Here is a 14,697-nt window from a genome sequence, read left to right on the forward strand (position 1 = left end):
AAGCGGGGGGTCCCCAGGCCGCCCGCCTCGTGATGCCCGCGTACCGGGGCACCCGCACACCCCGGCCGCTACCGTGGGGGCATGACCCGCATCATCGCCGGTACGGCCGGTGGACGGCGCATCTCCGTCCCCGAGGGCCGTAACACCCGCCCCACCAGCGACCGGGCCCGCGAGGCGCTGTTCTCCTCCGTCCAGTCCGACCTCGGCTCCCTCGACGGCGTCCGGGTGATGGACCTGTACGCGGGCTCGGGGGCCATCGGCCTGGAGGCCCTGTCCCGGGGCGCCGCGCACGCGCTGCTGGTGGAGGCCGACCGCAGGGCGGCACAGGTGCTCAGGGGCAACATCCAGACGCTCGGGCTCCCCGGTGCGCGGCTGGTCGCCGACCGGGTGGAGCGGGTGGTCGGCGCGGACAACACCGGCGATCCCTACGACCTCGTGGTCGCCGACCCGCCCTACGCCGTCACCGACGCCGAGGTCACCGGGGTGCTGGCCGCCCTGGTCGGCCGCGGCTGGCTGGCAGAGCACGCCGTGGTCGTCGTCGAACGCTCCAAACGCGGGGCCGAACCCTCCTGGCCCGAGGGCCTGGAGCGCGACCGCAGCCGGGGGTACGGGGAGGCGGTTCTCTGGTACGCCCACCCGTCGCCCACCACCCCCACCTGACGCCTGCGGCGCGGTGCTTCCGTGCCCGTCGCCCTCCACCGCCCCCACCTGACGCCCGCACCACACTCGTCCCACTCCACCCGCCTCGCGCCCACCCCGTGCGCCCCGGGCACCGCCCCGGCGCGCCTCCCAGGCGATGGCGGGAAGCGGGGTAGAAAACGGCCAGGGAGCGGTTGCCGCTTCGGGAGGGGAAGCCCGCTTCGGCCGTCATGGCGGGCCGTGCGCCGAAAGCGCGCACACGTCCCGACCACGGACGAGGACGACCACTAAACGGGTGTTGCCCGAATCCGCGCGGGGGCCAAGCCCTACGATCGCGGTACCCGAACGTAGCTGCTGAAAGGGGCGATCCACCGTGCGCCGTGTCGTCTGCCCGGGTTCCTTCGACCCGGTGACCTACGGTCATATCGACATCATCGGCCGGGCGGCCAAGCAGTACGACGAGGTCGTCGTCGCCGTGCTCAACAACGTCAACAAGCGCGGCCTGTTCACGGTCCCGGAGAAGCTCGACATGCTCCGGGAGGGCACCGCCGAGTTCGACAACGTCCGGATCAGCGAGTTCGACGGCCTCCTCGTCGACTTCTGCCGGGAGAACGGCATCGAGACCATCGTCCGCAGCCTGCGCTCGGTCAGCGACTTCGACTACGAGCTCCAGATCGCCCAGATGAACTACCAGCTCTCCGGGGTGGAGACGGTGTTCATGACGGCGAACCCGCAGTACTCCTTCCTGTCCTCCAGCCTCGTGCGCGAGATCGCCCAGCACCGCGGGGACGTCTCCAGCCTGGTCACCACCTACGTCCAGGACCGCCTGCGCGAGAAGTACGCGCAGAGGGACTCCGAGGGCCGCTGAGGGCCCGGCTCCACCGCCTGTCCCGCCGCCCGCTCCGCCGTCGGGCCGGGGGCTGATTTGGGCGGCAGGGTACATGCTGGGTACAATCTCGGTTTGACCATGGGTACCGCCGGTTCTTCGGTGTGCCCCGACACCGATCGCGCCCGTCGCACGCGACGCCTCCCGCGCGTTCGGTACACCCGCAATCCTCGTGAAAGCCCGATGACCCTGTCTCGTCTAGACCCTCGTGACCCGTTCGTGGTCGACACCCGCCAGCTGGGCCGCCAGCCGGGGTCGATGCGAACCGTCAACCGCATCGTGACCGTCCCCGAGGCGTTCGCCACGGCGATGGCGGCCGTGCCCGAGGGCAGCGAGGTCGAGCTGGACCTGCGCCTGGAGGCGGTGATGGAGGGAGTCCTCGTCACCGGCACCGTCCGCGGCCAGCTCACCGCGGAGTGCTCGCGCTGCCTGGACCCGATCTCTGACGGCGTCGAGGCCGGATTCCAGGAGCTGTACCGGTACTCCGCCGACGAAGACGAGGTGGCGGGGACGGACGAGGACGCGGGCGACGAGGATGAGGACTACTATCTAGAGGGCGATCTCCTCGACCTCGGGCCCGTGGTCCGAGACGCCGTCGTGCTCGCGCTCCCGCTCACACCGTTGTGCGGTCCGGACTGCCCCGGCCTGTGCGCCGAGTGCGGTGCCAAACTCGCCGAGGCCGGGCCCGACCACGGCCACGGCGACAACATCGACCCGCGTTGGGAGGCGCTCCGCGAGATCGCGGACGAGCCCGGCGAACGATGAGCTCGTGAACCGATCGCGGACGGCCGCCCCCGGGCGCGCCCCCGCCGACCGGGGCACACCTTCCCCGCCACAGTGCGCGGGGTGACCGAGAGAAGCGACCTCCCGCGACCGCGCGGGGGTGACCCAGGAGGATTGAAGTGGCCGTCCCGAAGCGGAAGATGTCGCGGAGCAACACCCGGACCCGCCGTTCCCAGTGGAAGGCGTCGCGCCCGGTGCTGGTCAACTGCCCGCGCTGCCGCGACCCCAAGCAGCCCCACATCGCGTGCCCGACCTGCGGCACCTACAACAACCGCCAGGTCACCAACCCGGCCTAGGCGCGCCGTGGATCACACCGCTGGTCCTGCGCACCGCAGCCGAACGCGTCTGGCGGATGACGGGCTTCGGGTCCTCGCACCCGATTCCCCAGCCATCTCGGGGCGGACCCCGTACAAGGGTCCGCCCCGAAGTGCTGTCACCGTCCGTCCGCGGCCGGAGCGGCCGTGCCCGCGCACGTGCTGAGTCACGTGCCCGTGTCCGTGCCGCCCCGTGTGCACGGCCGGTGTCCGCGCCGGTGTGACCGGTGTCCGCGCGGAGCCCGCTCCTTGTCCTCGTGCTCCCCGAGCGCCGCCGCGCGCGGGTTTGTAGAGTGATGCCGAGGAACAAAGCGTGATACACGACGAGCACCGGCGCGCGGGAGCGTCCGCGCGCCGCACGGCGGTCCGGGCTCTCCCGGGTTCCCGAGTTCGTGGTGGTTGCCGGGGGAGCGGAGCCTCCCGCGACGGTCACCTCGTTTTCGAGCACCCTGGCGGAGCCGCGGGGGCCGCACCCGACTCCAGCCGTCCGCGCGCCGCCGCCCGGCGCGTACGAACAGGGAAGTGAACGAGTGGCCAGCCAACTCCCCGTCTCCGAAGCCAAGGCGTTCCACCAGGCCATCGGGGTCGAAGTCGACCCGAAGATCCTGCTCAGGGCGCTGACCCACCGCTCCTACGCCTACGAGAAGGGCGGCCTGCCCACCAACGAGCGCCTGGAGTTCCTCGGGGACTCCGTGCTCGGCCTGGTGGTCACCGACACCCTCTTCCGCAAGCACCCCGACCTGCCCGAGGGCCAGCTCGCCAAGCTGCGCGCCGCCGTGGTCAACATGCGCGCCCTCGCCGACGTCGCCCGCGGGCTGGGCGTCGGCGCCTACATCCGGCTCGGCCGCGGTGAGGAGGGGACCGGGGGCCGCGACAAGTCCTCGATCCTCGCCGACACCCTGGAGGCCGTCATCGGCGCCGTCTACCTGGACCGCGGCCTGGACGTGGCCTCGGAGTTCGTGCACCGGCTCTTCGACCCGCTCATCGCCACCGCCTCCGGGCTGGGCGCGGGCCTGGACTGGAAGACCTCCCTCCAGGAGCTGACCGCCGCCGAGATGCTCGGCGTCCCCGAGTACCACGTGGACGAGAGCGGCCCCGACCACCAGAAGACCTTCCGCGCGACGGTCCGCGTCGCGGGGGAGAGCTACGGCCTGGGTGAGGGCCGCAGCAAGAAGGAGGCCGAGCAGCAGGCCGCCGAGTCCGCGTGGAAGGCCATCAAGGCCCGCTCCGAGGCCGCCGCCGACACGGCGGGCACGGCCGGTGCCGTCTCCGGCGACGGGCAGGGGTGAGGCGGCGGTGCCCGAACTCCCCGAGGTCGAGGTCGTCCGACGAGGCCTGGCCGAACACGCCCTGGGCCGCACCGTCGGCGCCGTCGAGGTCCTGCACCCCCGCGCGGTGCGGCGGTACCTGCCAGGCCCCGCCGACTTCGCCGCCCGCCTGTCGGGCCGCGTGCCCACCGCCGCGCGGCGCCGCGGCAAGTACCTGTGGCTCGTCCTGGACAGCGGCGAGATGCTTCTCACGCACCTGGGCATGAGCGGGCAGATGCTGGTCCAGCCCGAGGGCAAGTCCGACGAGAAGCACCTGCGGGTGCGCCTGCCCCTGTCGGACGGCACCGAACTGCGCTTCGTCGACCAGCGCACCTTCGGCCACCTGATGGTGGACGTGCCGGGGGCGCGCGAGGACGTGCCCTCGTCGGTGGACCACATCGCCCTGGACCCGCTGGACCCCGACTTCGCCGCGGAGGACTTCGTGCGGGCGCTGCGGGCCCGGCGCACCGAGGTCAAGCGGGCGCTGCTGGACCAGTCGTTGATCAGCGGCGTGGGCAACATCTACGCCGACGAGGCGCTGTGGCGGTCCCGGCTGCACTGGGCGCGCTCCACACAGGGGCTGTCCGACGCCGAGGCCGTGGAGCTGCTGGGCCACGTGGGCCAGGTGATGACCGAGGCCCTGGAGGTGGGCGGTACCACCTTCGACGGCCTGTACGTCAACGTCAACGGTGAGAGCGGCTACTTCGAGCGCGGGCTCAACGCCTACGGCCGCCGCGACCGCCCGTGCGGGCGGTGCGGCGCCCTGATCGTCCGCGAGGCGTTCATGAACCGCTCCTCCTACAGCTGTCCGACCTGCCAGAGGGCGCCGCGCGGCCGGAAGTAAAAGGGCCCTTTGGCGTGTCGGAAAGCAAAGTGTGTCTGCCAGGTAAGTAAGGAGTCCGTCCGTGGGGGACGAGGTCGAGGCCGTCCGGGTGACCGCTTGGGTGCGCGGGCACGTGCAGGGCGTGGGTTTCCGCTGGTGGACGCGGTCCAAGGCGCTGGAACTGGGCCTGACCGGGGCGGCCACGAACCTCCGGGACGGCCGCGTCGAGGTGGTCGCCGAGGGTCCCAGGGAGGCGTGCGAGCGACTTCTTGGTCATCTCAGGGACGGCGCAACACCCGGTCGTGTGGACTCCGTGGTCGAACGTTGGTCCTCGTCTGGGGGGACGTTCACCGGATTCGCCGAACGGTGAGTATGCTTGTGGGGTAACGCGATTCGAGCACACCGCGCGACCGCGGCGGCCCCCAGGGGCTCGCGGCAGGGTCTCGCGGGGTGTGAGGCGACCATCGCGCGGCGTGTGTCACCGGTCCGCGCGTTCCGGCTGGACCCGGGGTAGCCGTGTTCGGATCGTGCGCTGCCACCTGCCCGGAATACCTGTCCGGGTTGTGGCCGTTACGGACTGTCGTAATCCAATCTTGACCAGCGGCGCGCACAGTGAGACTCTGGAAGACACATCGCGCAGATCTTCCACCCGGGCCGGACCAGCATCGGTCGGCTTTCCACGGGACATCACGTGCGCGGATCATCACTGGTCACTCAGTGTGGAGGACCCACATCATGGCGAAGGCTCTGTTTGGCCACGTCGGCGTCTCCGACCCTCGGATGGTCTCGGAGGTGCGGCGGCTCCAGAACCGGGTACGCGACCTCGAGGACGAGATCAGCCGTCTCCAGGCACGGAACGACCAGCTCAGCATGGCCGTCACCGATGCCGCCTCCGGCGCGACCGACCGCGAGCCGGCGCTCGCCTGACCTGACGCCGTCGACGTTTCGGGCGCAGCCAGAGCTGCTCTTTCCGATGTGGTCGACCCACTGACGGGGACGCCGAACGCGCAAGCCAGGCGTCCCTGGCCGGGGCCGTCGACGGGCCGGGTCGCTTTCCTCAGTCCGCTTCGCCGCAGTCTTTCCTTTCCCTTGCGGCTTTTTTACCGTTGTACCCGGCGGACCCTGTCACAACCCTCCGTGTCCGCCGGACATCCCCCCTCCTCCCCGCCAGGGCGTGGGCTCCCAGGCCGTCCGATCGGGGACACCAGCCCGAACCCCACCCTCCGGTCACCGCTTCGTGGCACCCTTAGGTGGTCGCGCTGTGTATCAACGGTGACCGTCGTGGGAGGTGTGGGTGTACCTGAAGAATCTGACGCTGCGCGGCTTCAAGTCGTTCGCGTCGGCCACCACCCTGCGTTTCGAGCCCGGGATCACCTGTGTGGTCGGTCCCAACGGCTCGGGCAAGTCCAACGTGGTGGACGCCCTGTCCTGGGTGATGGGGGAGCAGGGGGCCAAGTCCCTGCGCGGCGGCAAGATGGAGGACGTCATCTTCGCGGGCACCTCCACCCGCCAGGCGCTGGGCCGCGCCGAGGTCAGCCTCACCATCGACAACGCCGACGGTGCGCTGCCCATCGACTACACCGAGGTCACCATCCGGCGGACCATGTTCCGCAACGGCGGCTCGGAGTACGCCATCAACGGCGACACCTGCCGCCTCCTGGACATCCAGGACCTGCTCAGCGACTCCGGCATCGGCCGTGAGATGCACGTCATCGTCGGCCAGGGGCAGCTGGACACCGTCCTGCACGCCGGTCCCGAGGAGCGCCGCGCCCTCATCGAGGAGGCCGCGGGCATCCTCAAGCACCGCAAGCGCAAAGAGAAGGCGATCCGCAAGCTCAACGCGATGCAGGGCAACCTGGACCGGGTCACCGACCTCACCGCGGAGCTGCGCCGCCAGCTCAAGCCCCTGGGCCGCCAGGCCGAGCTGGCCCGCAGGGCCGCCGTCATCCAGGCCGACCTGCGCGACGCCCGCCTGCGCCTGCTCGCCGACGACATCGTCACCCTCACCGGCCAGCTGGCCAAGGAGGAGGCGGACGAGAAGGAGGTCCTCGCCCGCCGCGGTGCCGCCGAGGCCGCCCTCGCCCAGACCCAGGAGCGCGAGACCGAGCTGGAGTCGCAGGCCGCCGAGGCCGCGCCGGCGCTGGCCCGTGCCCTGGAGACCTACCACGCGCTGTCGCGCCTGACCGAGCGCCTGGACGCCGTGCGCGGGCTGGCCAACGAGCGCCACCGCAACCTGGCCTCCGTCTCCGACGAGCCCGTCCACCGCCGCGACCCCGAGGAACTGGAGATGGAGGCCGAGGAGGCCGCCGCCCAGGAGGAGGAGCTGCTCACCCGGCTGGAGGAAGCCCGCGAGGCCCTGGAGGCCACCGTCACCGAGCGCTCCGCCGCCGAGGACGCCCTGCACCGCGAGGAGAAGCGGCTGGAGGCCGCCAACCGCGCCTCCGCCGAGCGCCGCGAGAGCCTCGTTCGGCTGTCCGCACGGGTGGAGAGCCTGCGCGGCCGCCTGGCCTCGAACGGGGACGAGATCACCCGGCTGGAGGAGTCCGCCCGCCAGGCCGCCGAACGCGCGGAGCGGGCCCAGGCCGAGTACGAGATGGCCGCCGAGGAGGCGGCCGGTCTCGACGAGGGCGACGCCGAGCTCGACGCCGCCCAGGAGGAGGCGGCCCGCCGACTGTCCGAGGCCGACGCCGGGATCAACCGTCTGCGCGACGCCGAGCGCACCGCCGAGGGCGAGCGGGCCGCGCTCGCCGCGCGCAAGGAGGCACTGGAGCTGGGACTGGCGCACAAGGACGGCGCCGACACCCTCCTGGGCGCGGGCCTGCCGGGGATGCTCGGCAGCCTCGCCGCCCTCGTCCAGGTCGAATCCGGCCAGGAGACCGCCGTGGCCGCGGCCTTCGGCACGGCCGCCGGAGCGGTCGCGGTCAGCGATCCCGACACCGCCGTGGCCGCGCTCGACCTGCTCCGGTCCGAGGACGCCGGCCGCGCCGGGATCGTCATCGCCCAGGCCGTCCCCACGGTGTCCAGGGGGGAGTGGCCCGCACTGCCCTCCGGGGTCCGCTACGCCCTCGACGCCGTCGTCGCCCCCGAACACCTGGCCGGGGCGGTCACCGCCCTGCTGGACCGCACCGCGCTGGCGGCCGACGCCCACGCCGCCCGCGACCTGGTCCGCAAGGTCCCCGGCGTGCGCGCCGTCACCCCCGAGGGGGACGTGTTCTCCGCAGCCCTGGTGCACGGCGGTTCGGCCGCCGCGCCGAGCCTGCTGGAGGTCCAGGCGGCCGTGGACGAGGCGGCGGGAAGGCTGGAGACGGCCACCGAGGCCGCCGGACGGATCGCCGCCGAGCTGGAGGAGCGCAGGCACGAGCGCGCCGACCTGGCCGCCGGGGTGGAGGAGCTGACCGCGCGCCGCCGCCAGGGCGACCGCAGGCGCAACGAGTCCGCCCAGCGGCTGGGCAAGCTGGGCGGGCAGGCACGTTCCGCCGAGGCCGAGTCCGAGCGGTACGCGGCCGCCGCGGCCAAGGCCGCCGCCGCGCGCGGCGAGGAGGCCGCCAAGCTGGCCCGGATGGAGGAGGAGCTGGCCGAGGCCGAGGAGGTGGCCGCCTCCATCGAGGAGGACGCGCCCGACCCCGAGACCCGCGACGAGCTCGCCGCCCAGGCCTCGCGGGCCCGCGCCACCGAGATGGAGCGCCGCCTGTCGGTGCGCACCGCCGAGGAGCGCGCCCGTTCGATCGCGGGCCGCGCCGAGCAGTTGCGCGCCCAGGCCTTCGAGGAGCGCCGCGCCATGGAGCGCGCCGCCGAGCGCCGCCGCACCCGCGCCGCGCAGGCCACCATCGCCGAGGCCGCCGCCGAGGGCGCCCGGCTGGCCCTGGAGCGGATCGCGGTGTCCCTGGCCGCGGCCGAGGGCGAGCGCACCGCCGCCGAGGCGGAGAAGGAGGCGCGCGACGCCGAGCTCAGGACCGTGCGGGCCCGCGTGCGCGAGCTGTCCGTCGACCTGGAGAAGCTGACCAGCTCGGCGCACAGCGGCGAGGTGGCCCGGGCCGAGCGCCGCCTGCGTCTGGAGCAGCTGGAGGTCAGGGCGAGCGAGGAGATGGGCGTCGACGTGCCCACCCTCGTCGCCGAGTACGGGCCGAACGTGCCCGTGCCCCCTCCGGGCGACGCCGAGGAGGACGCGGTTCCGCTGCCGTACGTGCGCGAGGTGCAGGCCAAGCGGGCCAAGGCCGCCGAGCGCCAGCTCAACCAGCTGGGCAAGATCAACCCGCTCGCGCTGGAGGAGTTCGCGGCGCTGGAGGAGCGGCACGCCTTCCTCAACGCCCAGCTGGAGGACCTGAAGAAGACCCGCCGGGACCTGATGGACATCGTCCAGGAGGTCGACGCCCGGGTGCAGGAGGTGTTCTCCTCCGCCTACCTGGACGTGGAGCGGGAGTTCGCGGCGATCTTCGGGCGGCTCTTCCCCGGGGGCGAGGGGCGGCTGCTGCTCACCTCACCCGAGGACATGCTGACCACCGGGGTGGAGGTGGAAGCCCGTCCGCCCGGCAAGAAGGTCAAGCGCCTGTCGCTGCTCTCCGGCGGTGAGCGCTCCCTGACCGCGGTGGCCTTCCTGGCCGCGATCTTCAAGGCCCGGCCGTCCCCGTTCTACGTGATGGACGAGGTCGAGGCGGCCCTGGACGACACCAACCTCCAGCGCCTGCTGGTGATCTTCGAGGAGCTGCGGGCCGCCTCGCAGCTGATCGTGATCACCCACCAGAAGCGCACCATGGAGGCGGCCGACGCGCTGTACGGCGTGACGATGCAGGGCGACGGCATCTCCCAGGTGATCAGCCAGAAGCTGGAGCGCCCCGCCTGACACACGGCCGGATCCGGCCACTCGTGATCGCTCGCGGCCACCGCGGCGACCGGTAGCATCCACCGGTCGGTTCGTGTGGGGATGGCGGGAACGGGATGTCCGAGGAACTCAGCTTCGTGCTTGCCGTGTGCCTGGTGGCCCTTCTGGTCTTCGGAGTCCTCTTCATGGTGCAGACACACGCTCCGGGGGACCCTGTCTGGCGCTGGTCCCTGGTCTGCGGGATGTGGGGTGGCTTCGCCGCGGCCCTCCTGCTCCTGGTGGCCGACGCCTCCTGGTTCGCTTGGATGCTGGACGCCGGTTCGGAAGAGGAACAGGTGTGCCCGCCCGTGCTGGGGCACAGTCTCCCGTGGAACGATCCCGGTTTCGTCCCCGATCCGGGAGCCTGCGCCCAGGACGCCACCGCCAAGCTGGGATGGGCTCTGACGGTCGCGGTGGTCGCGCTGGTCTGCCTCGTGCTACGCACTCGGGACACGGTCCTGGACGCGGTCAGGCAGCAGGCGGGCCCGCGCGGGGGAGTATCCGAGCCCCGTGACGGCGGGGAACCGGCGGGTACCTGATCGAGTGGACGGACGCCTGCCCTGGCACACGTGAGGGGCCGCCCTCCCGGAGGGGAGAACGGCCCCGGCCGAACACCCCGGCTCGCTGCCCGGGTCCGGCCCCAGCCGACGGGGGGTGGTTCGGGCGCCCGCGGGGTTCTGGAGGTGCTGGAGGTGAGGCTGCGAGGAACGAGCCGTCTCACCGGAAGCGCCGAAGGTTCCCGCTCTTTGGGCGCCCGAACACGGGGCAAAGCGAAGCGGAGCCCCGAAGGGGCACGGCTAACCGCGGTCGATGGTGATGACCGGGGAGGTCCAGGTCTCCCAGTGGTCGGGGTTGTCCGGGTCGCCGAGCGCCTTGAGCGCGCGGGCCTCCAGACGGTACCGGCCGTCCCGGACCGGGGTGATCCGGTCGTGGCGGTCCAGGACCGTGCCGTCCCACGCGTAGCTGAAGAACGACGTCCCGGTCGCGCTGCGGTTCACGTGGTCCACCGACACCCCGACGTTGCGGTCCGGGTGCACGGGACGCCCGGTGCGCTCGTCGACGACGGTCATCTCCAGCAGCGTGACGTGGTGGTCGAAGTGCGCGATGACGTACGGGACGTCCGGCAGGCCGTCGACCCACTCCAGGGTGTAGGCGGCGCCGTCGGGCTGGTTCTCGAACGTGCCGCCGCCCTCGCCCACGCACTCCAGGCCGGAGAACGCGCCGCATTCGGTGATCCGGGTCAGCCACGGCAGTTCGAGCACTTCACCGTTGCCGTCGGTGATCGGGGTCATCGCCTCGATCTCCTGGTAGTCGCCGTTGTAGGCGGCGTAGGGGACCCGGTAGGTCCCGCCGTCCGCCTGGGCCACGGAGACGTAGCCGCCGTAGATCATCTGCTGGAAGTCCTGGGCGGGCGGGGTGAAGGTCACCCGCACCTCGGCCGTGCCGCCCGGCGCGACGGTCACCTCGTCCCGGTCGAAGGCCACCTCGGCGGAGGCGTCGTTGTAACCGGGGGTGAAGGTGTCGCCGTGGGTGCCCAGGGCGCTCTCGTGGCCCAGGGTGTAGGTGGCCTCCTCGTCACCGTCGTTGGTGATGGTGATCGTCTCGGTCACCTCGCCCCCGGTGGCGCCCAGGGACAGCTTGCCCGGGGTCACGGCGGTGGTGGCCAGCACGGCTCCGGGCACGTCCATCATGCCCGCGCCCTGACGGTGGACGTTGTCGGTGTAGCCCGCGTCGGGGGCGCCCCACCAGGCCTTGGGGTCGGCGCTGTTCTGGAGGACGTCGCGCACCTCGTGCGCGCCGAGGTCGGGGCGGGCCTCCAGGAGCAGCGCGACGCCGCCCGCCACGTGCGGCGAGGACATCGAGGTGCCGCTGATGGTGGCGTAGCTGCCCTTGGCCACGGGGTAGGTGGAGTTGATCAGGCCGCCGGGCGCGCCGATGTCGGGCTTCAGGGCCAGGTCGGGGGACAGGCCGAAGGAGCTGAAGGAGCTGATCAGCCCGCCGGTCGGGTTGGGGATGGTGGTGGTCTCACCGGTCCAGGACAGGGTGACGGGCTCGTCGCCCTCCAGGAGCTCCAGCAGGTGGGCTCCGGAGGTGTCGGAGATCCCGACGGAGAAGGCCCCCTGGTCGACGATGCCGCCGCCCGCGAACATGCCGGGGACGTTGTTGTACATCACCACGCCGGTGGCGCCCGCGGCCACGGCCGCGTCGTACTTCTCGGCGAAGGTGCACGCGCCGCGCACCATCAGGGCGGTCCTGCCCTCGGGGTCGGCCTCCAGTTCGTCGCCCAGGGACGGGCAGCCCCGTCCGACGTGGACGAGTTCGTCGGTCTCACCCGAGGCGGGCGGCGGGGAGGCCTCGTCCATCTCCATGTAGGCCAGGGTCTCGCCGCTGGGGTTGGCGGTCGCCGACGCGGACCGGGTGTGGGTGTTGTCGTAGGAGGCGACGCCGATCACGTCCTCGCCCAGTCCGGGGGCGCCCGCGGAGTACAGGCCCGTGTCTCCCTCGTTGCCGATGGAGGCGACCACGACCATGCCCTCGTCGACCAGGTTGTCGGAGGCGACCGCGGTGGGGTACTGCGGCCAGGAGTGCGCCGAGCCGATGCTCATGTTGAGCACGTCCATGTCGTCGGCCAGGGCCTGTTCCATGGCGGCGATCATGATGTCGGAGGTGGTGGAGCCCTCGCAGCCGAACACCTTGTAGGCGCCGAAGTCCACGCCGGGCGCCACACCCGTGACCTCACCCCGGGCGCCGACGATCCCGGCCACGTGGGTGCCGTGGCCGTGGCAGTCCTGGGGGTCGTCGTCGGGGGCGGGCACGGTGGCGGGGTCGCCCGCGTTGAAGTCGTCGCCGACGAAGTCGTACCCGGTGACCACGCGGTCGTTCGGGAATCCGCCGCCGCCGAGGTCGGGGTGGGTGTAGTCGACGCCGGTGTCCATGACGGCCACGCGCAGGCCCTCGCCCGTCAGGCCGAGTTCGTTCTGTGCGACGTCGGCCCCGGTCATCGGCAGCGCGGTGTCCAGGTCGGGGACGCTGGCGTCGGCCTCGGGGATCTCGTAGGTGACGACGGGGTAGATGGCGCTGACACCGGGGATCTCCCGGGCCGTGCCCACCTGTGCGTCGTCCATCTCGACGGAGAAGCCGTTCCAGAGGTCGCCGAACGAGTGCCGTTCGGTGTACTCCAGGCCCGTGTCCTCGGCCTCGGCGCGGAACTCCTCGTGTTCGTTCTCGACCTGTGCCGAGGAGGTGCCGGCGGTGGTCGGGGGGCTCTCCAGTTCGATGAACCACAGGCCGTTCGCCTGGTGGGTCAGTTCGCCGTTCTCGGCGGAGGGGGCGGGGTGCAGGGGGGCGAGCTCGGAGGCGTCGTCGGCGCTGGCCGGTGTGGCCGCGACCAGGCCCGCGACGAGTGTCAACCCGGCGAGCGACGCCAGGCGGGTGCGGTGGGGTACCACCTTGTCAACACATCCCTTCTCGGTGCGCGCCTCAGGACACCGGGGGAGCGGGGTAGCCCACTGGGTACGGTTGTGGTGCTCAGGGGGATACGCCGCTTAATGTCCGTCATCGGTTAATCGGCGCGCATAGCAACGAGATCATTGCCGTGTGCCATGAAAGTGTCAATGCTCACCAAGGATCAATCTGGACACACGGGGGCGAGAACCACCCCTCTGCTTTACAGACATAATCAAAACGGTCATTCTTCTCTTTTTTCGCGAAAGCAATAAAAGATGCGAAAGGGGATGGCCTGTCCCGTGCGGCGCCCCTCTGTCCGGCCTTCCGTGAAGGAGCGCGGCCCCGCCGGAGAAAGCGCAGGCCAGAGTAGCTGTCGGGGTGCCCGCAGGGGTGCGCGGCGGGCCGAGTACGCTGGAGGTTCAGGGCCGCCCGCGGGCGGCCCGACCGGTGTCGACGGAGCGAAGTCCGGTAGCGCGGCCACAACCGGCCGTCCAACCCGGCGCTGTCCCGCAACTGTGAGGCCCCTCCGGGGGACGAGCCAGGTCGCCTCCCCGACACCGACGTCCCCGTCCTCGTGGGAAGGACAGGCCGCCTCCGTCGGGACCGCGCTCCTTCCCCCCGCCCGACAAGGAGCACCGTGCGGACCGCACGCCACCTTTCCCCCGTCCTTCTCGGAGCCGTGCTCGTCCTGACCGCCTGCGGCGCACAGGACGGCGGCGAACCCGAGGCCGCGCCCGCCACCGAGGCCGCCTCCGTCCCCTGCGGCCCTCCGGAGCCCGACCCCGAGCGCCCCGCCGTGGGGGACGGCACCTTCCCCGTCACCGTCACCGACGCCACGGGAGAGGTCACCGTCGAGGAGGCGCCCGAGCGCATCGTCTCCCTGTCGGCCAGCCACACCGAGATGCTCTTCGCCATCGGCGCGGGCGACCGGGTCGAGGCCGCCGACGAGTACTCCGACTACCCGGAGGAGGCCCCCACCACATCGCTGAGCGGCTTCGAGCCCAGCGTGGAGGCCATCACCGAGTACGACCCCGACCTGGTCCTGCTCGCCCGCAGCGCCGAGGCGACCGCCGACCAACTGGAGGCCGTCGGCATTCCGTCGCTGGTCCTGGACGCCGCCCAGGACCTGGAGGACACCTACGCCCAGATCCGCATGCTCGGCGACGTCACCGGCCACACCGAGGAGGCCGACGCCGAGGCCACCCGGGTCGAGGACGAGTTCAACGCGATCGTCGAGGGCGTGTGCGAGGAGACCGGCGACGCCGGGCTGTCCTTCTACCAGGAGCTCGACGAGACCTCCTACTCCGCCACCTCCGACACCTTCGTCGGCCAGATCTACGCGGCCTTCGGCCTGGTCAACATCGCCGACGCGGCCGACGCGGACGGGGCCGCGGGCGGCTACCCGCAGCTGTCCCAGGAGTACGTCGTGGAACAGAACCCGGACCTGGTCTTCCTGTCCTACGGGGACGAGTCGACGGTCGCCGACGTGGCCGGACGCCCCGCCTTCGACACCGTCACCGCGGTGCGAAACGACGCCGTCTACCTGCTCGACGCCGACATCGCCTCCCGCTGGGGACCGCGTGTGGTCGAGTTCGCCGAGCTGGTCGGCCAGGCCGTCACCGAGAACGCGGCCGACTGAC

At 72.0% G+C, this 14,697-nt stretch carries 12 protein-coding genes; 11 read left to right on the forward strand and 1 reads right to left on the reverse strand.

Annotated elements, in window-relative coordinates:
• Positions 1–81 precede the first annotated feature (81 nt).
• From rsmD to FYW99_RS15980, 10 genes are all read left to right on the forward strand, one after another.
• On the forward strand, positions 82–660 hold the full coding sequence (rsmD, locus tag FYW99_RS15935; RefSeq protein WP_150252829.1) for a 16S rRNA (guanine(966)-N(2))-methyltransferase RsmD: 579 nt from the start codon (positions 82–84) through the stop codon (positions 658–660).
• A 352-nt stretch (positions 661–1,012) separates the two neighbouring features.
• Complete coding sequence (coaD, locus tag FYW99_RS15940; RefSeq protein ID WP_150252830.1) at positions 1,013–1,507, forward strand: pantetheine-phosphate adenylyltransferase; 495 nt, start codon at positions 1,013–1,015, stop codon at positions 1,505–1,507.
• A 201-nt stretch (positions 1,508–1,708) separates the two neighbouring features.
• Positions 1,709–2,290, forward strand: coding sequence for a YceD family protein (locus FYW99_RS15945; protein WP_150252831.1), 582 nt, complete (start codon positions 1,709–1,711; stop codon positions 2,288–2,290).
• A gap of 137 nt (positions 2,291–2,427) precedes the next feature.
• Positions 2,428–2,604 carry a 50S ribosomal protein L32 gene (gene rpmF / locus FYW99_RS15950; RefSeq protein ID WP_013151268.1) on the forward strand — a complete coding sequence of 59 codons (177 nt, stop codon included), beginning with the start codon at positions 2,428–2,430 and terminating at the stop codon, positions 2,602–2,604.
• A gap of 548 nt (positions 2,605–3,152) precedes the next feature.
• Positions 3,153–3,911, forward strand: coding sequence for a ribonuclease III (gene rnc, locus FYW99_RS15955; RefSeq protein ID WP_150252832.1), 759 nt, complete (start codon positions 3,153–3,155; stop codon positions 3,909–3,911).
• A 7-nt stretch (positions 3,912–3,918) separates the two neighbouring features.
• Complete coding sequence (gene mutM, locus FYW99_RS15960) at positions 3,919–4,773, forward strand: bifunctional DNA-formamidopyrimidine glycosylase/DNA-(apurinic or apyrimidinic site) lyase (RefSeq protein ID WP_150252833.1); 855 nt, start codon at positions 3,919–3,921, stop codon at positions 4,771–4,773.
• A 61-nt stretch (positions 4,774–4,834) separates the two neighbouring features.
• On the forward strand, positions 4,835–5,122 hold the full coding sequence (locus FYW99_RS15965; protein WP_150252834.1) for an acylphosphatase: 288 nt from the start codon (positions 4,835–4,837) through the stop codon (positions 5,120–5,122).
• Positions 5,123–5,487: 365 nt separating this feature from the next.
• Positions 5,488–5,679, forward strand: coding sequence for a hypothetical protein (locus tag FYW99_RS15970; protein WP_061078192.1), 192 nt, complete (start codon positions 5,488–5,490; stop codon positions 5,677–5,679).
• Positions 5,680–6,046: 367 nt separating this feature from the next.
• Positions 6,047–9,592, forward strand: a complete 3,546-nt coding sequence (gene smc / locus FYW99_RS15975) for a chromosome segregation protein SMC (RefSeq protein ID WP_150252835.1) — start codon at positions 6,047–6,049, stop codon at positions 9,590–9,592.
• Positions 9,593–9,687: 95 nt separating this feature from the next.
• A complete protein-coding gene (locus tag FYW99_RS15980; RefSeq protein WP_150252836.1) occupies positions 9,688–10,149 on the forward strand; it encodes a hypothetical protein in 462 nt (153 codons plus the stop codon).
• A gap of 258 nt (positions 10,150–10,407) precedes the next feature.
• Here FYW99_RS15980 and FYW99_RS15985 read toward each other — a convergent pair whose 3' ends face one another.
• Positions 10,408–13,059 (reverse strand): S8 family serine peptidase, encoded by a 2,652-nt coding sequence (locus tag FYW99_RS15985; protein WP_150252837.1) that lies wholly within the window; start codon positions 13,057–13,059, stop codon positions 10,408–10,410.
• A gap of 635 nt (positions 13,060–13,694) precedes the next feature.
• Between FYW99_RS15985 and FYW99_RS15990 the strand changes: the two genes are divergently transcribed.
• Complete coding sequence (locus tag FYW99_RS15990) at positions 13,695–14,696, forward strand: ABC transporter substrate-binding protein (RefSeq protein ID WP_150252838.1); 1,002 nt, start codon at positions 13,695–13,697, stop codon at positions 14,694–14,696.
• The last annotated feature ends 1 nt before the right edge of the window (position 14,697 follow it).

Source organism: Nocardiopsis deserti (genome assembly GCF_008638355.1).
GTDB lineage: Bacteria > Actinomycetota > Actinomycetes > Streptosporangiales > Streptosporangiaceae > Nocardiopsis > Nocardiopsis alborubida.